The organism is Bradyrhizobium sp. 27S5, assembly GCF_037217225.1.
Taxonomy (GTDB): Bacteria; Pseudomonadota; Alphaproteobacteria; order Rhizobiales; family Xanthobacteraceae; genus Bradyrhizobium; species Bradyrhizobium septentrionale.
Map to the genome: position 1 here is coordinate 5,955,262 of NZ_CP147714.1, position 22,473 is coordinate 5,977,734.

The 22,473-nt window shown below is 65.6% G+C and carries 17 protein-coding genes; 6 read left to right on the forward strand and 11 right to left on the reverse strand.

Annotated features, from left to right (window positions below; all coding sequences use genetic code 11):
* Positions 1-149: 149 nt before the first annotated feature.
* The 5 genes from WDM24_RS28275 to WDM24_RS28295 form a co-directional block, all read right to left on the reverse strand.
* The gene (locus WDM24_RS28275) at positions 150-2,030 is read right to left on the reverse strand and encodes a flagellar protein (RefSeq protein WP_338828104.1); all 1,881 of its coding nucleotides are present in this window, start codon (positions 2,028-2,030) and stop codon (positions 150-152) included.
* A 7-nt stretch (positions 2,031-2,037) separates the two neighbouring features.
* A complete protein-coding gene (gene flgK, locus WDM24_RS28280; protein WP_338828106.1) occupies positions 2,038-3,915 on the reverse strand; it encodes a flagellar hook-associated protein FlgK in 1,878 nt (625 codons plus the stop codon).
* Between the two features lie 46 nt (positions 3,916-3,961).
* Complete coding sequence (locus WDM24_RS28285) at positions 3,962-5,773, reverse strand: flagellar hook-basal body complex protein (protein ID WP_338690884.1); 1,812 nt, start codon at positions 5,771-5,773, stop codon at positions 3,962-3,964.
* A 292-nt stretch (positions 5,774-6,065) separates the two neighbouring features.
* Positions 6,066-6,566 (reverse strand): peptide-methionine (R)-S-oxide reductase MsrB, encoded by a 501-nt coding sequence (msrB, locus tag WDM24_RS28290; protein WP_029085364.1) that lies wholly within the window; start codon positions 6,564-6,566, stop codon positions 6,066-6,068.
* A 76-nt stretch (positions 6,567-6,642) separates the two neighbouring features.
* Entirely contained in the window at positions 6,643-8,130 is a 1,488-nt protein-coding gene (locus tag WDM24_RS28295; protein ID WP_338828107.1) for an FAD-binding oxidoreductase, read from the reverse strand.
* A 95-nt stretch (positions 8,131-8,225) separates the two neighbouring features.
* Here WDM24_RS28295 and WDM24_RS28300 point away from each other — a divergent pair, with 95 nt between their 5' ends.
* Together WDM24_RS28300 and WDM24_RS28305 are read left to right on the forward strand one after the other, a co-directional pair.
* On the forward strand, positions 8,226-8,768 hold the full coding sequence (locus WDM24_RS28300) for a histidine phosphatase family protein (protein WP_338828108.1): 543 nt from the start codon (positions 8,226-8,228) through the stop codon (positions 8,766-8,768).
* Between the two features lie 157 nt (positions 8,769-8,925).
* A complete protein-coding gene (locus WDM24_RS28305; protein WP_166305952.1) occupies positions 8,926-9,351 on the forward strand; it encodes a universal stress protein in 426 nt (141 codons plus the stop codon).
* 23 nt (positions 9,352-9,374) lie between these two features.
* Here WDM24_RS28305 and WDM24_RS28310 read toward each other — a convergent pair whose 3' ends face one another.
* Positions 9,375-9,611, reverse strand: a complete 237-nt coding sequence (locus WDM24_RS28310) for a DUF1127 domain-containing protein (RefSeq protein ID WP_338828110.1) — start codon at positions 9,609-9,611, stop codon at positions 9,375-9,377.
* Between the two features lie 181 nt (positions 9,612-9,792).
* On the opposite strand from WDM24_RS28310, the gene WDM24_RS28315 reads away from it, so the two are divergent.
* On the forward strand, positions 9,793-11,136 hold the full coding sequence (locus WDM24_RS28315; RefSeq protein ID WP_338828112.1) for a PLP-dependent aminotransferase family protein: 1,344 nt from the start codon (positions 9,793-9,795) through the stop codon (positions 11,134-11,136).
* Between the two features lie 21 nt (positions 11,137-11,157).
* On the opposite strand, the gene WDM24_RS28320 is transcribed toward WDM24_RS28315, so the two are convergent.
* Positions 11,158-11,769: a hypothetical protein gene (locus tag WDM24_RS28320; protein ID WP_414645774.1), complete on the reverse strand. Its 612-nt coding sequence runs from the start codon at positions 11,767-11,769 to the stop codon at positions 11,158-11,160.
* Positions 11,770-11,914: 145 nt separating this feature from the next.
* Here WDM24_RS28320 and WDM24_RS28325 point away from each other — a divergent pair, with 145 nt between their 5' ends.
* Positions 11,915-12,349 carry a hypothetical protein gene (locus tag WDM24_RS28325; RefSeq protein WP_029085357.1) on the forward strand — a complete coding sequence of 145 codons (435 nt, stop codon included), beginning with the start codon at positions 11,915-11,917 and terminating at the stop codon, positions 12,347-12,349.
* Positions 12,350-12,368: 19 nt separating this feature from the next.
* Here the strand turns inward: WDM24_RS28325 and WDM24_RS28330 are convergent, their stop codons facing one another.
* The 4 genes from WDM24_RS28330 to WDM24_RS28345 form a co-directional block, all read right to left on the reverse strand.
* On the reverse strand, positions 12,369-14,774 hold the full coding sequence (locus WDM24_RS28330) for an EAL domain-containing protein (RefSeq protein ID WP_338828116.1): 2,406 nt from the start codon (positions 14,772-14,774) through the stop codon (positions 12,369-12,371).
* A 147-nt stretch (positions 14,775-14,921) separates the two neighbouring features.
* Positions 14,922-15,527, reverse strand: a complete 606-nt coding sequence (locus WDM24_RS28335) for an alpha/beta hydrolase family protein (RefSeq protein ID WP_338828118.1) — start codon at positions 15,525-15,527, stop codon at positions 14,922-14,924.
* On the reverse strand, positions 15,512-16,927 hold the full coding sequence (locus WDM24_RS28340) for a S9 family peptidase (protein WP_338828119.1): 1,416 nt from the start codon (positions 16,925-16,927) through the stop codon (positions 15,512-15,514). The genes WDM24_RS28335 and WDM24_RS28340 overlap by 16 nt, the downstream gene beginning before the upstream one ends.
* Positions 16,928-17,006: 79 nt before the next feature.
* Positions 17,007-18,425, reverse strand: coding sequence for an MFS transporter (locus tag WDM24_RS28345; protein WP_414645632.1), 1,419 nt, complete (start codon positions 18,423-18,425; stop codon positions 17,007-17,009).
* Positions 18,426-19,040: 615 nt separating this feature from the next.
* Here WDM24_RS28345 and WDM24_RS28350 point away from each other — a divergent pair.
* Both WDM24_RS28350 and WDM24_RS28355 read left to right on the forward strand, forming a co-directional pair.
* Positions 19,041-20,117 carry a lysylphosphatidylglycerol synthase transmembrane domain-containing protein gene (locus WDM24_RS28350; RefSeq protein WP_029085353.1) on the forward strand — a complete coding sequence of 359 codons (1,077 nt, stop codon included), beginning with the start codon at positions 19,041-19,043 and terminating at the stop codon, positions 20,115-20,117.
* Positions 20,118-20,220: 103 nt separating this feature from the next.
* Complete coding sequence (locus WDM24_RS28355; RefSeq protein WP_338828120.1) at positions 20,221-22,179, forward strand: hypothetical protein; 1,959 nt, start codon at positions 20,221-20,223, stop codon at positions 22,177-22,179.
* Positions 22,180-22,473 lie beyond the last annotated feature (294 nt).

The window sequence follows — 22,473 nt, forward strand, 5'->3', positions numbered from 1 at the left end:
CGGTTTTCCGAAAAGATCATGCTCAAACAAAGAGCTAAAGCGCGATGATGATTCATAATCTCATCGCGCTTTAGACATCCCCTCACCAGAAACGAAAAAAGGCCTCCACGAGGAGGCCTTTTGCTGTCCAATGGATGCGCGGCGGGCGATCAGCTGATCGGCAGATATTTCAACAGCGTGGTCTGATACAGCATCGATGTCGTCTGGTACGACGCCTGCAAGCTGGTCTGCAGCGCCAGGATCTTGGTCGCCACCTCGTCCTGATTGACGCCCTCGACCGAGTCCAGCATCGTTTCCGCCATGCCCTTGAGCTGGGTCTGGCGATCGGTGGCCGCCTTCGTTGCCGTCTGGGCGCCGGCGAATTCCGCCTGCACGTCCTGGATCTGCTGCTGACCGTTCTGCGGAGCGAGGTTCGCACTGACGCGCTGCGCCAGCGCCGTCACTTGCTGGCTCGCATTCGGATTGCTGGCATTGGTGGTGACAGCCGCATACACCGCGACGTTCTGCAGCAGATAGCGGAAGGCCTGCTCGTTGGCGCGCGCGCCATACTGCACGGTGATCGATTGATCGACCTGCGCGACGGCGGTGCCGCGCGCCGATCCCGGGCCGTTCTCGCCGGTGTACCAGTAGACGGTGTTAGCCGGCGTGCCCGCGACCAGGCTGGTCGCGGTGTCGAATGGCGGTCCGCCGACCCTGAGCGGCGCCGGCGTCGCGGTCGTATTGTTGGCGATGCCGAGCGCGCCGAGCGCTGCCGCATTGGAGCTCGATACCGAGAGGCTCTCACCGTCGGCGCCGTGTAGCGTGATCGCACCATTGCTGATGGTCGACGGGTTCTTGGTGCCGCTGATCTGGTCGATCTTGGCCATCAGCGTCTGCACGCTGTCGGTGACGTTGACCTGGTTGCCAGTGGCACCCGAGGCAACGAAGGTGATCGGGGTGCCGTTCACCGTGATGGTGTCACCGGCCGCGAAGCTCGTGGACAGCGAGTCGGTGCCGGCCGCGCCCGAAAGCGCCGTGGCACCGCTGATCGGCGCCGGCGGCGTATTGTGGTTGTTGACGGCGGCGCCCGAGACGGTCGCGACCGGATTGAAGAAATTGTTGGACGCCGCGACCGCGGAGGCCGCGACCAGCGAGGTGTCGCTCAACGTCTTGATCGACGAGGTCAGCGTCGACTGCAGGTTGGCCGTCGTCGCCGCAGTGTCGGCGCCGATCAGGAACGAGCCCGCGGGCGGCGGGTTCGTCGTCGTCGCCGTCAGCTCGATCGCATCGGTGGTGCCGTCGGGCAGCGTGAAGTTGAACTTGATCTTGTCGCCATCCTTCGGATTGACGGCGCCGAGATCGACCGAGGTCGCCTTCGGCGTGCCGGTCGGCTGCGTCACGGTGGCGCCGGTCAATGACGACTGCACCGACAGGAGCTTGAGGCCAAACGGCGAGCCGTCCTCGGCGACGCTTGTCACCGTCGTGGTCGCCGGGGGCGACGAGACGCTCAGCCGTCCCATCAGGTTGACGCCCTGATCGGCCTGCTTGCGCTCATTGATGAGCTGGGTGAGCCCGGCCTGGGTCGCCGTGCCCTTCAGCATGGTGTCGGCGGACACCGTGGCCGGCGTATCCATCGCGCGGCCCGAGAACAGATAGCGGTCGCCGGACTGGCTGTTCAGCATCGCGACCGCATTGGCGAAGGCCGCCTGCGCCGTGATCTGCCCCGAGGTCTGGCCGCTGTCGTTGAGGGTCAGCGTCGCCGTCGTCGCGGAGTTCTTCACCTGGGTGCCGACGTCGGACAACCCCTGCAAGGTGAGGTTGGCGACACTCAGGCGCGTGTTGAGGTTGGTGGCCGTATCAGAGAACGCATTGATGCCGCTGATCTGCGCGCGCAGGCTGAGCGCAAAGCCGCGATCGAGCCCCTGCCCCGCATAGGTCGTCGAGACCTTGCCGGTCGCAAGCTGCGTCGTCAGGTCATTGAGCTGATTGCGCAGGTTGAGGATCGTGGTGCCGATATAGGAAGTTCTGCCGCTTACGCCGTCGATCGACATGTTACCCTCACGTGAGCTGCAGCAGCGCGTCGTACATCTGCTTGATCGACGACATCACGCGCGCATTGGCGGAATAGGCGTTCTGCAGCGAAAGCAGATGCGCCATCTCCTCGTCCATGTTGACGCCGGAGGTCGAGTCCATCTTGGTCTGCAGCGTGTTCAGCACGACGTCCTGACCGTCGGCCAGTTGCTTGGCGGCGGTCGCCGACTCGCCCTGCTGGCTGATGAACTGCTTGGCAAAGTTCAGCAGCGTGCCGGTGAACGGCGCGCCCGTGGTGCCAAGGCCGGTTTGCGGCGAATAGCTGTACGAGGCGTTCGACAGCTGGTTCAGGATGAGGTTGGCGCGCGTGGTGTCGCCGGCCGGGGTCTGCGGATTGGTCGAATAGATGACCATGCGCGAGGGATCGCCGACCAGCGCGGTGTTGACGCTGATCCGCGCGGCAAGGCCGGTGGTCTGCGAGCCGTTCGCTGTGATCGCGCCGGTGTAGAGCCCGCCATTGTCGGTGAACAGCGGAAGCTGCGGATCGCCCGATGTCAGCGACGAGACGGTTGACGTGACCGACGCCGCGGTCACATCGGCCTTGTTGGCGGCGCCGTCGTCGAGTACGCGCAGCGTCGATCCGGACGGATTGGAGAACTGCAGGCCGGTTCCGCCGAGCGCCCCGTTGAGCTGCGACAGCACCGAGCTCATGCCGCCGGAGAAATCCACTCCCAGCACCTCGTCGTTCGGATCGACGGTCGCAGTATTGCTCAGCGGCAATACGCTCGGATCGTTGACGCGGATGATCGACAGATTGTGCGTCAGGCCGGTGGTGTTGTCCTTGTAGGAGACGTGGATGGTATTGCCGCTCTGCAGTCCCGAGAGGTCGAGGTCGAAGCCGGACTGCGCCCCCGCCGTCGCGGCAGTGCCCGCGGTCGTCTTGTCCGACAGCGCGCTCGACATCGCGGCGGCGAACTGGTCGATCTGCGTCTGGGCCTGCGCCAGCGTGTTGTCGCGCAGCTCGAGATAGGCGGCGATCTTGCCGGAGCGGATCGAGTTGGTCGACACCATGTCGTAGGTGCCGCCATGCGGGAACGTGATGGTGATGGTGCCGACGGTGCTCTTGGTCGGATCGGTATTGTACAGCGTGTTGGGCGTCATCGTGCCCTGGGCGTTGAAGCTGAGCGACGCCGCCTCGGTGCCGACCAGCTGCACGCCGGAATTGGTGAACACGGTCACCTGGTTCTGGCTGTTGGTGACGGTGCGGATGTCCATCAGCTGCGAAAGCTGCGTGACGTAGCGATCGCGCTGATCGAGCAAGGCCGCGGTCGACGCGTCGGCCGTGCCGCCGTTGGCCTGCAGCTGGACGTTGAGACGCGCGATCTGCTGCAGCGCATTGTTGGCGGTGTTGATGGAGTCGCTGATGCCGGCCTCGGCGTTGGCACGCAGCGTCTGGATGCCCTGCGAGGTCGCGTTGAGCTGCTGCGCCATCGATTGCGCGGCATTGACGACGCCGATGCGCGCCGATTGCGATTCCGGGCTGGTCGACAAGCCCTGGACCGCGGTCAGGAACTTGTTGTAGGCGTCCTCAATCGTGCCGGTGGAGTCGGGATTGCCGTACACGCCCTGCAGATTGGAAAGGAAGTCCGAGCGGACGTCGGCGTAGGCGGCTCCCGAGGTCTCGGTGCGCAGCTGGGTCTGCAGGAATTCGTCGAGCTGGCGGTTCACGCCGGTGATGAGGACGCTCGATCCGTACTGGCCGGTGGTGCCGGTAACCTGGTTGAGCGTCTTCCTGACGTAGCCGGGCGTCTCCGCGTTGGCGACGTTCGACGACACGAGCGAGAGCGAGGCCTGCGTGGCGCGCAGGCCCGACATCGCGGTGGAAAGGGCTTGGCCCAAACCCATGATCTGTACTCGCCTTTACTGCTTCACTCGTGCATCGTCGATGCGATCAGCGCACGACGTTCAGGAGATCCTGCACCATCGAATTGGTTGTCGTGATGACCTTGGTGTTTGCCGAATAGGCCTGCTGGGTCACGATCAGCTTGGTGAACTCGTCGGCAATATCGGTGTTCGAGCTTTCGAGCGACGAACCGACGATGGTGCTGCCGCCCTTGCCGAACAGCGCGCCACCGGACTCGTCAGTCGCCTCGAACGCACCGCCGTCGATGCGCTTGAGGAAGTTGGTGCCGTTGAAGGTCGCCACCGATATCTCGGCGAGGTCGATGTTGCGGCCGTTGGTGTAGTTGCCGACGATGCGGCCGTTAGTGGAAACGCTGACCGACTGCAACTGGCCGGCGGGAAAGCCGTCCTGCTGGATCTGGTTGACCTGGACGTTGCCGTTGGCATCCGCGAACTGGGTCACGCCGCCGGAGCCGAAATTGATCGCGGGGTTGCCGAGCGACACGCCGTTGACGACCGCATTGTTGAGCGTCACCGAGGAGATCGCCGGCGACATCTGGCCGTTCGAGGCGAAGGTGAAGTTGATGTTGGCGTTCTGCCAGGAGACCTGCGTGCCGGTCGCATTGGGATTGACCTGATAGAACAGGTTCCAGGTATCGGTATGCCCGGAGCCCAGCGAGGAGCTGTCAGTCTTGGCCCAGCGGAATTGCAGGTTCACCGGCGCACCCGACACGTCGTAGGCCGTGACCGCGCCGCCCGACACGGATTCGTTCAGGAAGGTCGAGTTGTCGTTGCCGACAACCTGGCCGGTGCCGACCGTTCCGCCGCCGCCGCGGTTCGCAACCGCCGAGCCGGTGAAGCCGAGCGCCGCGAAGGCAGCGGTGTTCGAGCTCGTTACGTTGAGGTCGGCCGCGGTGCCGGAGTGCATCGTGATCGAACCGTTGCTGGCGATCGTCGACGAGATCCCGGAGGCAGTGATGGTGTCGATCTTGTTGAGCAGCGTCCCGATCGTGTCGGTGATATTGAGCTGGTTGCCGGTGGCGCCCGAGGCGACAAAGGTCAGGACGGTGCCGTTGACCGTGATGGTGTCGCCCGCCACGAAATTGGAGGCGATCGAGTTGCTGGGCGCGGTACCGTTCAGCGTGGTGGCGAGCGTATTGGCGACCGACGGCGTCGCCTTGTTGTTTTGTGCGGTGCCAGTGACGGAGGAGTCGGTCGGGGGCGCGGCCGGCGTACCGATCACCAGCGGGTTGTGACCGGCACTGAACGCGCCCGGCCGCAGCAACTCGGAGCCGGGAACCGAGGTGTCGTGCGCGGTGGTCAGGGGGTAGGACGCAAGGTTGGCGCGATAGTCGATCTTGGTGGTCTGCTGCGCCGGCAGGAAGTCGTTCTTGAATTGCAGCACTTGCGGCGAGCTGCCCGCGGGGTTGCCCGTGGTCGGGTCGATCGGCACGCCCTCGAGATAATAGCCGGCGCCGTTGACCAGATAGCCGTCCTTGTTGAGCTGGAAATCGCCGCGGCGGGTGTAGCGGTCGACGCCGTCGAACACCGGCGCACCGTCTGTGAAGCTGCCGGGCTTTTGCACCGCAAAGAAGCCGTTGCCGTTGATCGCCATGAAGGTCGCGACCGATGCCGACTGCACGTCGCCCTGCACCGAGTTGGTCGAGCGGGACTGCGCGGTGACGCCGCCGGCGAGTTGCGCAGTTAGCGCGGTCTGCGGGACGAGGTCGAGGAACGAGGTATCGATGCGCTTGAAGGCCGTGGTCTGCGAGTTGGCGATGTTGCCGGAGATGTTTTCGAGCGCGTACGACCCTGCGCGCAAGCCACCGACCGCCGTCGTAAGAGCGCCGAAGATACCCATGACATGTTCTCCAATTCGATTCCCGGCGGCTGGCAATCACAAGAGTGGCCGCATCGGCCGAGCATGTCGCAAGGGTCGTGCCAGGAAACGAATCGTAACAAAATCATGCGCTTGAAAAAAAAGCCCCGGCCGTTTAACCGGGGCACAATTGCCGGGCAGGCAACAATTGCCGGGACGGAGCGCCGTTCCGACCGCGCTCTTTCATTCCTATTTTGACGCGTTTTCTTGACGCGAACCGGCACCCATCCCGCATCAAGTGCGGGACAGGCTTCGCTCGAAAACGCGATGGCCGTCAGGTCGCCGACGGCGCCGCCGGATGAAACACCAGCGCAAAACCGTCCATGCAGTAGCGCAGCCCGGTCGGCTTCGGGCCGTCGTCGAAGACGTGGCCGAGATGGCCGCCGCAGCGACGGCAATGCACCTCGGTGCGCGCCATCCCGAAGGTGCGGTCGGTCGTGGTGCCGACCGCATTCTCCAGCGGCTTCCAGAAGCTCGGCCAGCCGGTGCCGCTCTCATATTTGGTCTCGGACGAGAACAGCGGCAGGTCGCAGCCGGCGCAGGCGAAGGTGCCCTTGCGGTGCTCCTTGAGCAGCGGGCTCGATCCCGGCCGCTCGGTGCCTTCCTTGCGCAGGATCTCGTATTGCTGCGGCGTCAGCTGTGCACGCCATTCGGCGTCGGTCTTCTCGATCTCGAATTTCTCGGCGGCCTGCGCCGGCGAGGCGCGCAGCCAGCGGAAGGCGGCAAGGCCGAACAGGCCGGCGACGGAAGCAAGCAGGATACGGCGATCGATCATCAATCAGCTCCGTTTGCGGAGGGCCCAGGGTACGTGCCCACGGTTCGTTACCAGGTACGAACACCGCCCTCCGACGTTACATCCGCCCGTCGGAGATCTGCTCACTTTCTTGCGAGGCGGGAGGATGCGGCTCCTCGGCCGGCAGGGTTGCCGGTGGCGGCATTGGCCGCGCCACGGGCACCGGCGGACGGCGCGGCGCCGGCCCCCTGGTTCCCGCCTTGAAATTGGCCTCGGCCAGCCGCGCCTCGCGGAGGCGTTCCTTCGCACGTGCACCCTCGCGGTAGCGCGCCAGGACGCCCGCGGCGGACGAGGCTCCCCTCGCCCACAGGCCGATGAAATGACCGGCAACCCGGCCGGTGGTGCCGCCGGCCCAGACCAGCTCGAACGGCGAAAACAGCCGCCAGCGGTCGTCGCCCCACAGGATGCTGCGCGCAATCAACTGTCCGGCCAGCGCCGAGGTATTGAGCCCCTGCCGGCCAAAGCCGCTCGCCACCCACAGGCCTCTGCGCAACTGGCCGATCTGCGGCATGCCATGCACGGTGACGCCGACCGCGCCGCCGAACATCTCTGCGATCGGAACCTTGCCGAGCTGTGGAAACACCGTGGCGATGCGGCGCTGCACCGCCGCGCCAAGGCGCTGCGGCCGCGCGTTCCAGGTGGTTTCAGGACTGGCCCACAACAGACGATCGCCATCGACGATGCGAAAATGGTCGATACCGTCGCTGTCGGCGACCGAGCCGGAAAACGCGATCGTCTCTAAAAGCCGTTCCCCGAGCGGCTCGGTCAGCGCCGCGTAGCGCCACACCGGAAGCAGCGTGTCGGACAAGCGCTTCAGCGGCGCACCGAGATGGATATTGCCGGCGAGGACAATATGGTTGGCGCGCAGCCGCGCCGTCGGCGTCACGATGCGTTTGCGGATGCCGGAAAAATCGATGCTGACGACCGGCGTCTCCTCGAAGATCCGCACCCCCGCCCGGGTCGCCAGCGCGGCGAGGCCGTGCACATATTTGCGACCATCGATCTGGAACGCCTTCGGATAATAGATGCCGTGGAAATAGCGGCCGGTCTTCAGCACGCTGCGCACGCGGTCGACCTGCCAGCCTTCGACCTCGGTCGCAAAATCCACACCCAGCGTCTGCAGCCGGCTGATCAGCGCCTCGCCGACATCGACATTGGAAACCTCGAGCGCGCCATCGCTCGGGTTGATGCCCGGGATCAGATCCTCGGTTGCGGTGGCGCGGACATAGTCGGCGCCCTCTTTCGACAGCGCCCACAATTCGCGGGCATCGTCGAGGCCGACACGCTCGATCACATCTGATATCGGCAGGCCGAAGCCCGGCATCACGGTGCCGAGATGGTGGCCGGAGGCGTTCCAGCCGACCTGGCGGCCCTCGAGCACGGCAACGCTCGCGCCAAGCCGCGCCGCCTCGCGCGCCACCGTCAGGCCGGCCAGCCCCGCTCCGATCACGCAAATGTCGACGTCGAGGTCGAATGCCAGACGGTCGCGGAACGGCGATGCCGTCTCGTCCGGGCCGTCCGCCGCACTTGTGGAAGTCTCGCTCATGGCGTTTCTTACGAACCGCTGCGGCGCTTGTCACCTTGTCCGCGGCATGAGCCTGTAGAATTAATGCGACCAGACCGAATCGAGAATGGAAGTCCATGCGCCGTTTGCTGCTGCTGCGTCACGCCAAGACCGAAACCGACGCGCCTTCGGGGCAGGACCAGGACCGCCGTCTCGACGAGCGCGGCCACCGCGATGCGGCGGAGATCGGCGGCTGGATCGCCCGCCATCCACCCCTGCCCAACCTGGCGCTGGTGTCGCCGGCGGTCCGCACCACGCAGACCTGGGAGATCGTGCGCGAGGCGCTGAAGGGTGTTGGAGCTGCGCCGAAGGTCGAATTCGTGCCGGACCTCTACGGCGCCGATCCGGCACAGCTGCTGACCGCGATCCGGATGGCATCGGTCACCGATCCGAAGCGGCTGATGCTGATCGGCCATAACCCTGGCATGCACGAGCTCGCGCTGACGCTGACCGGCGGCGGCGACGAGGCCGCGAAGCGCGCGCTCAATGACAATCTGTCGACCTCGGGGCTCGCCGTCTTCGACTTCGCGACCGACGACTGGAACGACGTCTCGTTCCGGCGCGGCAAGCTTGTCCTGTTCGTCAGCCCTAAACTGTTGAAGCAGGCCTCGCGCGGCTGACGCGGGCGGACAGCGCCGCTCCGCCATGCTATATTGATGTCGGCGCGACAGGGGGACCGGTTCGCGGCGACACTACAAGCTGCTTCAAGAAAAAGAAGGCGCGCGTCCCGGCACAGGGACCAAACGGCTCCAGACCAATCGCGGACAGGAGGCGCAAATGTACAAGTCCATTCTCGTGCCGATCGACCTCTCCGATACCGATCTGGCGAAGCCAGCGATCGCAACTGCTGCGACGCTGTCGCAGACATGGAACGGCTCGGTGCGCCTGCTTAACGTGCTGCCGATGACGCCGGTGATGCTCGCCGAATATGTGCCGGCGGATTTCGACAGCCAGCAGCGCGAAACGTCGGAAGAGGCGCTCGCGATCGTTGCGCGCGAATCCGGCATTGCGCCCGAGCGCATCTCGGGCGTAGTCCGCCAGGGCGGCATCTATCATGAGATCCTCGAGGAGGCCGCGATCATGAAGGCCGACCTGATCGTGATGACCTCGCACCGCCCGGCGATGCGCACCTACTTCCTCGGCTCAAACGCCGGCCACGTGGTGCGCTACGCCAAATGCTCGGTGCTGGTGGTGCGGCATTAGTCCAACGCCGCACCACTGACGCCTCAACGGATCCGCACCAGCTCAAGGTTGAGGTCGCCGGCGACGGCGGGCTCGATCTGGCAGCGCGAGATTCCGATATCGCGCAGCGTCCGGTCATCGAGCTGGCGCAGGGTCTTGATCGCCTCGCGGCGCACCCAGTGGGTCGCGAGTGCATCGCCCCACGTTCGGAGCAATCGGAGCAATCCGCCCAGCATACTGGGCCGCGCGGGCGCCACGGCGGTTGAGGATAGCGTCGTCATTGTCATCTCCTTCGATGCCCCTACGGCAAGGCCATGCCGTTGACGCAAGTGCCATTTTGGCACCTGCACCGTCGTCACCTCGGATTGCTTGCGCGCTCCTCGGTACAATCAGGGGCTTGTTCCCTCTTAAATGATCCGGTACATTTCTCGGAGCAAGTAAAACATTGCTCTCGGTGCAATAATGTCGCGATTCGAGTACCTGAAACTGGCGGATACGGTGGCCGCCGAGATCGCGAGCGGCGCGCTCAAGGCGGGCGACCGCCTGCCGCCGCAACGCCATTTCGCCTATGACCGCAACATCGCCGTCTCGACCGCGAGCCGGGTCTACACCGAGCTGTTGCGGCGCGGGCTGGTGGTCGGCGAAGTCGGCCGTGGCACCTTCGTGTCCGGCGAGGCGCGGCGCGGCATCGCGGCCCCGACCGAGCCGCGCGGCGCCCGCATCGACCTCGAATTCAACTATCCGCTGCTGCCGCATCAGGCGACGATGATCGCCAAGAGCCTCGAAGGGCTCGAACGGCCCGAGGTGCTCGAGGGCGCACTGCGGCCGGCGACCAGCTTCGGCACGCGGGCGGCGCGGACCATTTCCGCGGAATTCCTCGCGCGCAAGAGCTGGATGCCGAACCCGGACCAGATCGTGTTTACCGCCAACGGCCGGCAATGCATCGCCGCCGCGCTCGCCGCCGTCGTGCCGCCGGGCGGACGCTGCGGCGTCGAGGCGCTGACCTATCCGTTCGTGAAGGGCATTGCCGCACGGCTCGGCATCGCACTGGTGCCGCTCGCGATGGACGAGCATGGCGTGCGCCCGGACGCCGTGCAGAAGGCGCACCGCGAGGCGCATTTGTCCGCGCTCTACATCCAGCCCACGATCCAGAACCCGCTCAGCATCACGATGCCGGCCGAGCGCCGGGCCGAGCTGCTGCGCGTGACGGAGAAGCTCGGCCTCGTCGTCATCGAGGACGGCGTCTACGGTTTCCTCGACGACCAGGTGCCGCTGGCCGCGCTCGCGCCCGACAGCTGCATCCTGCTCGACAGCCTCTCGAAGAAGGTGGCGCCGGGCCTCGCGCTCGGCTTCATCGTCTCGCCGCCGCGGCTGCGCGAGAGCATCATGGCCGCGGTGCGCTCCGGCGGCTGGACGGCGTCGGGCTACGCCTTCGCCGCCGGGCAGCGGCTGATGGCCGACGGCACCGCCGCCGAATTGTCACGGCTGAAGCGGATCGACGCCGGCCGCCGCCAGCAGCTGGCAGCGAAATATCTGGCCGCCTTCGAGATCCAGACCAACCCAAAATCCTATCACCTCTGGCTGACCCTGCCGCCGCATTGGCGCTCGCAGACGCTGGTCGCCGCCGCGGCGCGCCGCGACATCGCGCTGACGCCGTCGACGACCTTCGCCGCCACGCCGGGACACGCGCCCAATGCGGTACGGCTCGCGCTCGCCGCACCGCCGCTGGAGCAGCTCGAGCTCGGCCTGCGGACACTGGCAGGAATGCTCGGCGCGACCGAAGAGGATTTTGATTCGACGGAGTGAACGCGACGATGTCGCGGTTCATCACGCTTGATTGCGGGGTCGCTTCGGCAGCAGCGCATCGGGCAATCGATCGAAGCTGTAGCGCCGCGGCCGGTTGCGCGTGATGAAGCCGCCGACCTGCCAGGCGAACAGCGCGGCAAAGCCGACCAGGAACAGCGCGCCCATCCAGTTCGATGTCAGCAGCGCCATCAGCAGCAATCCGATCATTGCCACCCCAAGGCATGCCAGCATCGCCAGCGCGGCGGTGTAGGTCTTCGGCCCGAGACCTCCGACCAGCCTGGCGGTGCTGCCCGCGGCCTGCATCCGGCGATGCAGCTCGACGATGAAGGCGCGATACAGGTCTCCCTGCGGCGCGACCAGCGTCGCGGTCTGCCAGGTGGTCGAGAGGACCGCGATCCGCCCGCCTTTGGCATTGTCGATGTCGGCGCGAAATCGCTGCTGCTGCATCGAGACCGGGCGATACGACAGTTTCACGGCGGAGATGTCGGCGTAATCCCACACGCCAGACCTGCCGGCGATCCGCCACGCCAGCCCGTCCTCGGTCAGCTCGAACTGGTGCGCCGAGCCGACCAACGAGGCCTTATAGGCATAGCGCACGGCTGAGCCCTCGCCTGCCTCCGACCGGTCCTGCAACGTTGTTGGCAATCCGCCATTCCACCTGCTCAGCCACGTGCTAGCACTCTTTGCTTGAGCATGATCTTTTCGGAAAACCGGTTTCCACTTTTCCGGATCATGCTCTAGCTTGCGCAGCACGTCACGCCTATCCTACAAGCGAGCCATGCCCGAGACGACCTATTTTCCGCGTTACCTCATCCTCGGCGGCGCGATGATTTCAGGCGTGCTGCTGGCGCTTGCCGTGCATATGCTCGGCGCGCGTTACGGGCTCGATCTCGGCGGCCTGTGGCGCTCCGATACCCACGAGTTCATGCCGGCAGGTGCTGCGATTGCGTGGTGGCTGATCGCGAGCGTCGGGTTTTCGGGCGGCTACTTCACCGCCAACCTGATGCACAGCGCGGTGGCCGGCCAGATTCCGCAGCGGATGCGGCAATTCCTGATCGTCGTCGGCGTGCTTATGCTGGCCGGCGCCGGCCAGGCCGCGGCGGCGCCGAGCACAGTCTCGACCATTTCCGCCGTGCTGGCCGGCCTCGCCGCTCTGTGCCTCGGCGCCGTCATGGCGTTTTGCGGCGCCTATTTTGCTCTCCGCAAGAGCTAGGCGTCCTCGCCGTCGTTGATCAAGCCACCGATCGTTCCGGCAGCCTGCGCAGCAACATCTTGGCGACATCAGCCGCCGGCCGCGGCGGGCTGAACAGATAGCCCTGCGCCTGCGTGCAGCCTTCCTGCCGCAGCAGGTCGAACTGGGTATCGGTCTCGACGCCCTCGGCCGTGGTCACGATGCCGAGACTCTTGCCGAGGCCGGTGACCGCGCGCACGATCGCCATCGAGTCCTCGCGCGTCGCAAGGTCCGTCACGAAGGAACGGTCGATCTTGATCTTGTCGAACGGGAAGCTGCGCAGATAGCTCAGCGAGGAGTAGCCGGTGCCGAAATCGTCGAGTGAGATGCGGACGCCGAAGCCACGCAGCTCATGCAGCACCGCGAGCGTCGCCTCGCTGTTCTGCAACAGCACCGATTCGGTGATCTCGAGCTCAAGCCGGTCCGCAGACAGGTGAGACGCTTCCAGCGCCGCCTTCACCGACGACACCAGGTTCGGGTTCTTGAACTGCACCGGAGACAGGTTGACGGCGACCGCGATGTCCTTGGGCCAGCCTGCGGCATCGGCGCAGGCCTTGCGCAGCACGATGTCGCCAAGCGGGACAATCAGCCCGGTTTCCTCGGCGACAGGAATGAAATTGTTGGGCGCGATCAGGCCGCGCAGCGAATGGTTCCAGCGCGCCAGCGCCTCGAAGGCGACCACCTGTTCGCCCACGACATCGCGGATCGGTTGGTAATAGACCTCGAACTCGTCGCGCTCGAGCGCCAGCCGCAGGTCGCGCTCCAGCAGGCGGCGCGCCTGCGCGCGCGCGTCCATCCCGGTCTCGAAGAACCGGTAGGTGCCGCGGCCGTCGGCCTTGGCGCGGTACAGCGCCAGATCGGCCTTTTGCAACAGTTCATCGGGACCCTTGCCGTCTTCGGGTGCGAGCGAGATGCCGATGCTGACGCCGATCACGAGCTGATGGCCGCCGATCTCGTAGGGCGCGGCGATCCGCTCGACCACGAGACTTGCGAGCTGCGACACGACTGATGGTTCGCAGTTGCTGCAGAACTGCACGATGGCGAACTCGTCGCCGCCAAGCCGCGCCACGGTGTCATGCTCGGTCACGCATTCGCCGAGCCGCCGCGCGACCTCGCGCAGCAGCGCGTCGCCGATCGGATGCCCGAGCGTGTCGTTGATCTCCTTGAAATGATCGAGGTCGAGACAGAGCACGGCGAGCTGGTCGGAGCGCTTGGCCAATCTCGAGGCCTTCTCGAGCTGCTCGCGGAACAGCGTCCGGTTCGGCAGGTTGGTCAGCGCGTCATGCCGCGCCATGTGCGAGATCTGTTCCTGGGCCTGCTGCCATTCGGTGATGTCTTCGAAGGTTGCGACCCAGCCGCCGCCCTTCATCGGCTGGTCGACCACGCGGATCGCGCGATCATTGCGGCTCACGATCCGCGTCGCGCTGCGGCCGGCTTTTGCCTCGGCAACGAGAACATCGCAGAACTCCTCGGGATCGCCGTCCCACTCGCCGTTGGAATGCAGGTCCTGCAGGACGTCGATCAGCAGGCGTCCCTTGAGCGGCACGCGGTTGCGCCCCATGATCTCGCTGTAGCGCTCGTTGAACAGCATGATGCGGCCATCGGCATCGAACATGCACAGCCCCTGCGACATATTCTCGAGCGCGGTATCCAGCACCACTTTCTGCTTGTGAAGCTCGGTCTTGGCACGACGATCGAGGATGGAAGCGATCAGCGACAGGCCGAGGATGGCGAAGGCCGCAACCGCAGTCATGAACGAAAGCACGCGCGGCGAGACCGAAAGCCCGTCCGGAACGATCGTCGGATCCGGGACCAGGGTGACCGCACCCATCGCGGTGAAATGATGCGAGACGATCGCAACGGTCAGAAGGCCGGTCGCAGCCGCGGTGGTGCCGAGGCGTTCGCCACGCGTGGCGACGACGAGTGCGAGCGCGCCAAACAGGCTTCCGAATGCGATCGACGCGGCCACGATGCCGGGCGACCAGATGATCCGCGCAGGCAACTGCAGGCCCAGCATGCCGGTGTAATGCATCGCCGCGACACCTGCGCCGACGATCGCGCCACCAGCCGCCACCGTCCACCAGCGCTCGTCGAGCGTGGCGACGGCCAATCCGACGGCCAGGATCGCAACCGCAAGCACCAGCGACAGCAGCGTGATGGGAATGTTGTATCCGGCCTCGATGCCGGGATCGTACGCCAGCATGGCGACGAAATGGGTGGCCCAGATCCCGCAACCGCCCACCGCCGCATCAAGACCGATCCAGATCTCGCGGGCGCGGCCCTCTGCGGCGCGCGCACGGTGAAACAGGCTGATCGCGACGGCGCTGGCAAGCAGGCAGATCACTCCGCCAAGGACGACCAGCCGCCAGTCATGTTCCAAAGTGAGACAGGTCAAAACGCGATACATTATAGGCCCCATTTATGGACCTATAAAAACCAGCGCATTCGTGTACGAACGGTAACCGCACTGCAACAAGGTTCCACGCATGGTGAAAAAGCCTTGAACGCGGGGCATATCGTCAGGGAAAACGGCAATCCCGAGTTGCAATTCGTCTCAGCCGCGGAGCCCGGGCACCAGTTCAGCTCCGGTCTCGACCTTGAGTGACGAGCCGGCGAAATCGTTTCCGATTGGCTGGCAACGGCCGCCGAGATGCTTGGCGAGGAACGCTTCGGTGACGCCATAGAAGGCAAGCCGATTTTCCGGCCGCACAAAACCGTGCCCCTCGTCAGCGAATGTGACGTAGGTCACGGGTATTCCGCGCTGCTTGAGCGCATTGACCATCTGCTCGGACTCGGCAGCCACAACCCTGACATCGCGCAGGCCCTGCGCGATCAGGATCGGCTTGATGGCACGGTCGATGTGGGTCAACGGCGAACGTTCGACCAGGAACGCGCGGCCGGCTTCCGTGTCGGGATCGCCAAGCCGGTTTTTCCAGACACTGATCCACGGGCCCCAGTAGGGCGGGATCGTCGCCATGAAGGTGACGAGGTTGGAAATGCCGAACAGATCGACGATGCAGGCGAACACGTCGGGCGTCTTGGTCGCCGCCATCAATGCCGAATAGCCGCCATAGCTGCCGCCGAAGAAGCCGACGCGCTTCGGATCGGCGATACCTTGTGCGATCGCCCAATCGACCGCATCGATCAAATCGTCATGCATCTTGCCGCCCCATTCGTGGTCGGCGGCGGTGAGAAGGCTTTGCCGAAGCCGGTCGAGCCGCGGTAGTTGACTGCGAGCACCGCATAGCCCCGGCTGGCGAGCCATTGATGGACCGGGCTGAATCCCCAGCTGTCGCGATAATACGGCCCGCCATGGATCACGAGCACCAGCGGCACCCGGCCAGCCTCGGCCTCGACCGGCCGGGTCAGATAGCAGTTGAGGCGCAGCCCGTCGCGCGAGGGGATCACGACCGGCTCGAGCTTGCGCAGCGCAACGCCGTCGAGCGCGCGGCGCTGCGTGAACAGCTTGCGCACCTCACGCGTTCGGCGGTCAAGCAGCGCATATTCACCGCTCTCGGTGTCGCGCTCGAAATGGACCGTGCCCAGCTGGAGATCATCGCTGTTGCTGACAAAACTGATGTCGCCGGCGCCATAGCGGCCCAGATCGGCGAGGTCCCTGGCGACGCTTTGATCCACGGTGTGCCAGCGCATCCGGTCGGTGATCGCCAGCGCCGCCAATGGCCGGCGATTCTCGTCGAAGATCGCTCGCACGATGTCGGCATCATCATCGGCAGCAAGCAGTGTGGTCTGGCGCGTGGCCATGTCGAGGGCGAACAATGCCGCCTTGTCGCGGCCGCGTGAATCGATCAGATACAGCGTCTTGCCGTCGGCGCTGAAATCCAGCATCTGCGTCGTATCGGTGTCGGCGATCGGCACCGTCATAAAGGGCGCCCAGCTGCCGTCCGGACGGCGCTCGAACACCTCGGCCGAGCCGTCGGCGATCAGGCGCGATGCCAGGCGTAGCTGGAATGCGCTGTCGGTGATCAAGCCGACATAGTCGTGGTTCTCGTAGACGAGCTCGCTCGTGCCGGTCACGACGTTGGCGCGGTACAGGTCGAAGTAGCGCTTGTCGCGCTGGTTGTGCCGCAGCAGCATCTCCTCGGGGAATTTGCGGTCGGACTCCTGCAGGAAGGCTTTGACACCGGTCTCGGGCGTCAAGGGCACTATCTTCCCGTCGGTGATGTCGACGCTGGCGGCACGCCAGTTCTCGTCGCCGTCACGCTCGCGGAAGAACACCACATGGCGGTTGGTGTGTGCCCAGCGATAGCCGGCCGAGATGTTGCGGTCCGTGACGCGCGTGACCGGCCGCGCCGCCTTGAGATCGGAAAGCGGGGCGACCCAGAGATTGTTCACACCGTCGAGCGGCGCGACATAGGACAGCTGCGTCCCGTCCGGGCTGAGACGGACGTTGATGTAGTCGGGATTGTCGAAAAACACCCTCCGGGCGATCAATTCGGACGACTGGCCGCGCGCCGGGCCGATCAGTTTGACCAGCGGCAGCGAAGCGCCGAGCAAGGCGGCGCGGCGCAGCAAGAGGCGACGGTCGATTGACACAAGCATCTGATCGGACCCCGTCGTCGGCGGCCGCCGACGACGCAACGTTAGATGCAGGCGGGCGGCCGTGCAATCGCCGGTTCAATTATTGCCGCGCTTGTGAAGACGCGCCGATCCAGATCAGCGCGGCGGCCGTCAGCAACACGCCGACACAAATGACGAGCGCCGTATGCAGGCCGGCGATGAAGGCTGCGGACCGGCTGACCAGCGAGCCGAACAGCGCAACACCGAGCACGCTGCCGGTCTGCCGGGTCGCATTCAGCACCCCGGCCGCGACGCCGGCATGCTGCGGCTCGGCACTGCCGAGCAATGTCGATGTCAATGGCGGCACCAGCAGGCCGAGGCCGGCGCTCATCGCGAGCAGTTGCAGGCAGATCGCCGGGTAGCTGGTGCCGGGACCGATCAACAGCAGTCCGACACATCCGGCGGCCGAGGTCGCGGCGCCGAGCGCGATTGCCCGCGGCGCGCCGATCCGCTCCGCAACATGCGGCGCGATCAGGTTGGCGGGCAGCACGGCGCCGAGCATCGGCACGAACGCCAGACCGGTTGCGAACGCCGACAGGCCGTTGACCTGCTGGAAGTAGAGGCTGAGCACGAAGATCAGCCCGTAAAACGCGACGTTGACCAGGAGGCCGACCATCGAGGTCAACGCAAACATCCTGTGGCCGAACAGCGAGAGCGGCAGCATCGGCTGCGCCGCGCGAGCCTCACGCCAGACGAACAGCACGGAGAACACGGCGGCGAGAATAAAGCCTGCAACCACGAACGGGCTGCTCCAGCCAAGCGCGCCGCCCTCGATGAGCGCGCCGGCCAGCGTGCCGAGCGCGGCGATCGCTGCGAGCTGTCCCGGCAGATCGAGCCGGTGCTGCTGATGGCGGATGGTTTCGCCGGCAAAGCGCCAGGCGAGCCACAGCCCGGCCAGGCCGATCGGCAGGTTGACCAAGAAGATCGCCCGCCAGCCGACCAGTGTGATCAGCGCGCCGCCGACGAACGGGCCGGCGGTCAACGCAAGGCTCGCGCCCGCGGCCCAGACGGCGACCGCGCGTCCCCGCGCCTTGTCATCCGCATAGGCATGGCGGAGCAGCGCGAGCGAGTTCGGCACCAGGATGGCCGCGGCCAGTCCCTGCACGCAGCGCGCGACGATCAGCGTCACGGCGTCGGGCGCGATTGCGCAGGCAACCGACGACGCGGTGAAGATCGCAAAGCCCGCCATGAAGACGCGCTTGGCGCCGATCCGGTCGCCAAGCGCGCCCGCCGTCAGGATGAAGGCGGCAAAGGCGATGGTGTAGGCGCTGACCACCCATTGCAGCTCGGCGACGCCGCCGCCGAGCGAGCCGCCGATGGCATTGAGCGCCGTGTTGACGATGGTAACGTCGAGCTGCACGACGCCGTAACCGAGACTCATCGCGGCCAGCGTCAACGTTGCCGCAAGGCCGGTCGGCGCCCGATGGCAGGCTGCGCTCCCGTCCGGCATACGCCGAACGTTCAGGGATGTCTGCTGCATGGTCTTGTCCTCGCTCTGGCCAACCAATGCGAGAGATAGGCCTTCGTTTCGACGTAATACTTCGCCACCGATCGAAGTGTGCTGTCGTCATGCCGGCCGGCCCATGCGGCTGCGGCCATCTTGCGCGGCGTTTTGCCTCAATAGACCTACGGACCGGGTCTTGCGCGACTCATCCGGGCCCGCGCGGCGGTCTGCCGCCGGACCACGCAGATGTGCACGGCGACTTCACGCTTTGGTAAACGCCGCAGCCGCGCTCCGGCGTCCCCGTGCTGATGCATATCGTCTATTCGCTTCGCGCCGACTGCCCCGCGCCGGTGCCGAGACGGCGGCAAAATCGGCAAAAATGCCGATGAAATCGCCGGGAACGGCGGCAGAACGGCGGAACGTGCCGCATCTCCGCCGCAGCGGACGGATACAGGCGACTCACATTCCGCAGAGCGAGACCATATGTAGCCAATATGACAATGACGCTGAACGTGAGCCGAAGGTTGGCTTGTCAAGGGCTGCACAACGCATCGGTTTTGCCTTATGGGTCATCGCGTACGGTGCGTTTGCCCGTTACCCGTCGCTATCCGTGACCGGGTCCCACTGAAATTGTCCCTGCCGGGAGGATGAATGCTTCGGCTGCTGACCACGCTTGGGCGTGGCTTCAAGGAAAAGATCGGCTGGAAACGGCTCGGGATCGCTGCGAGCGTGCTCATCATCGCGTTCGCAATCACGACGCTGGTCCACACCCTGAAGGGCGTCGATACCGGTATCATCCTCACCGCGCTGACCGACATCGCACCGCACCGGATCGCGCTGGCGGCGCTCTGTGTGGTCGGGGCGTTCTGCACGCTGACCTTCTATGACTTCTTCGCGCTGCGCACGATCGGCAAGACCCACGTCCCTTACCGCATCGCAGCGCTATCGAGCTTCACGAGCTACACGATCGGCCACAACATCGGCGCCACCGTCTTTACCGGCGGCGCGATCCGCTTCCGGATCTATTCCGATTACGGCCTGTCCGCGATCGACGTCGCCAAGATCTGCTTTCTGTCGGGCCTGACGTTCTGGCTCGGCAATCTGTTCGTGCTCGGCTTCGGCATGGCCTGGCACCCCGCGGCGGCATCGGCAATGGACCTGCTGCCGCCGGCGATGAACCGCCTGATCGCGCTCGGCTGCCTCGCCGGCATCGGCGCCTATTTCGTCTGGCTCCTGACCGGCGAGAAGCGCCGAGAGCTCGGCCAGAACGGCTGGAAGGTGGTGCTGCCCTCCGCCAGGCTGACGCTGCTGCAGATCATCATCGGCGTCGTCGATCTCGGCTTCTGTGCGCTTGCGATGTACCTGTTGATGCCGACCGAGCCGCATATCGATTTCGTCTCGCTCGCCGTCGTGTTCATCCTGGCGACCCTGCTCGGCTTCGCCAGCCATGCCCCCGGCTCGATCGGCGTGTTCGACGCCGCAATGCTGGTGGCGCTGCCGGAGTTCAGCAAGGAACAATTGCTGGCGACGCTGGTGGTGTTCCGTATCCTCTATTTCCTGATTCCGTTCGGAATTTCGATCTCGATCATGGGCATGCGCGAGCTTTGGCTCAACGTGGTGAAGCCCTGGCAAGAACGAAAGCGACTGAGCCAAGCCTGCACGGCTTCGGCGACCGTGCGGCAACCGATCGAAAGCCGGCAGCAGCAGATCAGGCGGCTGAGACGGTAACAGCGACGTTATCGGCCCCAGGTCCCAGCTCTTCGATGCCGGTATTTCGATCCCCGCACCCGCTTCTCTTATTTTCGCCGTACCGCTCACGTCAAACCGCGCCATGATTGGCTCTTTGGTTCGATTTTGGTTTCGTGTGACGGTCTGCAGCGTGCTGCTCGGCAGCGCGCTGCTGGCGGTATTCGCATCAGTAGCGGACGCGCAGGACAGTCAGCTGCAGATCTCCTGGGAGGTCCGCAACCGCTTCCGTCTGTTCCGCGAGGAGCGCGACTTCCGCCTGCATGTCGAAAGCGGGCTTGGCCGCAGCGTGCTGGCCACGGAACAGGCGCTGGAACTGCAAAGCGATGGCCGCGGCTGGGCGCGCAACATGGTCAACCGGCTCTGCATCGACCTGCAGGGCCGTGTCAGCGAGCCCTGCACCCGCGACAACGTCAAGGAAAGCTACCTGACGCCGATCGATCACCCGATCGTGGTTCGCCTCACGGGCCCGGTTCCGGTCGGTGCGACCTGCGCCTGGTCGTTCGACGACGGCGACGGGCCGCAATCCTCGACCTTCGATTGCGCCGAGCCGGTCAATCTGCGCGTCCGTTACGGCCGCACCACGGTCGCGACCGTCGACGTCGCAAGCGGCGCGGACGCCAACCAGCGCCTGACGACGCATATCGCGGTGCGCGATCTGCTGATTGCGGGCCTTGGGGACAGTATCGCATCCGGCGAAGGCAATCCCGACCGCGCGATTGCGCTCTCCGACGAGGGCTTCTGCTTCCGCTCCTATCTCGGCGGCGCGCAGTATTACCGGCCGAGCCGCGCCGGCTACAAGGGCGGCCGCGCCTGCGAGGCGCCGGACACCCTGACCAACTGGCAGCGCCAGAGCGCGCTGTGGCTCAACTCAGCCTGTCACCGCTCGCTGTACAGCTACCAGACCCGCACTGCGCTCGGGCTTGCCGTGCAATATCCGCACATCGCGGTGACCTACCTGCCGCTGGCCTGCACCGGCGCCACCATCGCCGACGGCCTGCTCGGCTCGCAGCAGGCGCGGGAATGCCTGCCGACCAAGACCGCCAACACCTGCTCGGGCACCGTCAACGGCCAGATTGCGGAGCTGCGCACGGCGCTCGCGGCCGCCAAGCGCCGGCAGCCGGACCGCACGCTCGACCTCATCTTGCTCTCGGTCGGCGCCAACGACATCTATTTCTCGGGCCTCGTCGCCAACGTGATCGTCGACACCCCGACCGAGCGCACGCTGTTCAGCCGCGGCGGTTCGATGGCCAGTGTCGACGATGCCCGCTCCGCGCTGGCGCGCGATCTGCCTGCCGATTTTGCCAAGCTGCGCGATGCGCTGAAGCCTTTGGTCGGCGGCGACCTCTCGCATGTCGTCTACACCGCCTATGCCAATCCGGCGCTGGCCAATGGCGGCGCACCCTGCCCCGGCGGCCGCGCCGGCTTCGAGATCCATCCCTCGTTCAACGCCGATCCCAAGCGGCTCGCGTCGGTCTCGGGCTTCGTGCAGAACGAGTTCCTGCCGCAGCTCAAGGCGATCGCGCAGTGCCAGTCCGGCATCATCTGCCGCAATCCGCAGGCCGACCGCATGACCTTCGTCGACGCGCATCAGGATGCGTTTGCGAGCCATGGCTTCTGCGCGCGCGCGTCGACCGATCCGGAATTCGACCGCGACTGCTTCGCCGCCAACGGCGACAGCTTCGTGTCCGACATCGTCGCCGCGGCCAACCAGCCGCTCAAATGCGGCCGCAGCGCCGGCGAATATCGCGCCTATCTGCCGCGCGCGCGCTGGATCCGCGACGCCAATGACAGCTATTTCGCGGCGATGACCTATCCGCAAGGCCTGCCGTCCTCGATGCAGCCGACCGACATCCACGACGCGACATGGGGCATCTTGTCGGCGGTGTATGGCGGCGCTGTGCACCCGAGCGCAGAAGGCCATGCGGCGATGGCCGATGCCGCGGTCCCCGCGACCGCCACCGTGCTGCGATTGAACACCGTCGTGCCCGAGGTGACGTCCGAGCCGGTCGCACCGCTGCCGATTGCGCCGGAGCAGCGCTGAAGTCGTGAGCCGTTCCTGAAGTTGGCGAGCTTCAAGGATTCGGCGCAGAACTAAAATTCATTCAGTCGCAATTACTTACAGGCTCCGCGCAAACTGCGGACAAGGGCCGAGAACGATTGAATCAATTCAAGCGAGCATCCTGCCGATGCAACCCTGGATATCAACTTCCGCGCCCTGCCCCTATTCATTCGACACGCGCCCTGGTCGCCTTGCGAGCGACGTGCCGGACCAGATCGCGCACCACGCGCCGCCTTGATGGTCGGACGCCCCCTCGCTTTTGAGGCTGCACACGTA

Bases quoted from the DNA above. Each gene is read 5' to 3' on its own strand.
- msrB (WP_029085364.1), bottom strand. From the start codon at position 6,566: ATGATCGATCGCCGTATCCTGCTTGCTTCCGTCGCCGGCCTGTTCGGC.
- WDM24_RS28285 (WP_338690884.1), bottom strand. From the start codon at position 5,773: ATGGGTATCTTCGGCGCTCTTACGACGGCGGTCGGTGGCTTGCGCGCA.
- WDM24_RS28300 (WP_338828108.1), top strand. From the start codon at position 8,226: ATGCGCCGTTTGCTGCTGCTGCGTCACGCCAAGACCGAAACCGACGCG.
- WDM24_RS28340 (WP_338828119.1), bottom strand. From the start codon at position 16,927: ATGCTTGTGTCAATCGACCGTCGCCTCTTGCTGCGCCGCGCCGCCTTG.
- WDM24_RS28295 (WP_338828107.1), bottom strand. From the start codon at position 8,130: ATGAGCGAGACTTCCACAAGTGCGGCGGACGGCCCGGACGAGACGGCA.
- WDM24_RS28330 (WP_338828116.1), bottom strand. From the start codon at position 14,774: ATGTATCGCGTTTTGACCTGTCTCACTTTGGAACATGACTGGCGGCTG.
- WDM24_RS28305 (WP_166305952.1), top strand. From the start codon at position 8,926: ATGTACAAGTCCATTCTCGTGCCGATCGACCTCTCCGATACCGATCTG.
- WDM24_RS28275 (WP_338828104.1), bottom strand. From the start codon at position 2,030: ATGTCGATCGACGGCGTAAGCGGCAGAACTTCCTATATCGGCACCACG.
- flgK (WP_338828106.1), bottom strand. From the start codon at position 3,915: ATGGGTTTGGGCCAAGCCCTTTCCACCGCGATGTCGGGCCTGCGCGCC.
- WDM24_RS28310 (WP_338828110.1), bottom strand. From the start codon at position 9,611: ATGACGACGCTATCCTCAACCGCCGTGGCGCCCGCGCGGCCCAGTATG.
- WDM24_RS28350 (WP_029085353.1), top strand. From the start codon at position 19,041: ATGCTTCGGCTGCTGACCACGCTTGGGCGTGGCTTCAAGGAAAAGATC.
- WDM24_RS28335 (WP_338828118.1), bottom strand. From the start codon at position 15,527: ATGCATGACGATTTGATCGATGCGGTCGATTGGGCGATCGCACAAGGT.
- WDM24_RS28345 (WP_414645632.1), bottom strand. From the start codon at position 18,425: ATGCAGCAGACATCCCTGAACGTTCGGCGTATGCCGGACGGGAGCGCA.
- WDM24_RS28355 (WP_338828120.1), top strand. From the start codon at position 20,221: ATGATTGGCTCTTTGGTTCGATTTTGGTTTCGTGTGACGGTCTGCAGC.
- WDM24_RS28325 (WP_029085357.1), top strand. From the start codon at position 11,915: ATGCCCGAGACGACCTATTTTCCGCGTTACCTCATCCTCGGCGGCGCG.
- WDM24_RS28315 (WP_338828112.1), top strand. From the start codon at position 9,793: ATGTCGCGATTCGAGTACCTGAAACTGGCGGATACGGTGGCCGCCGAG.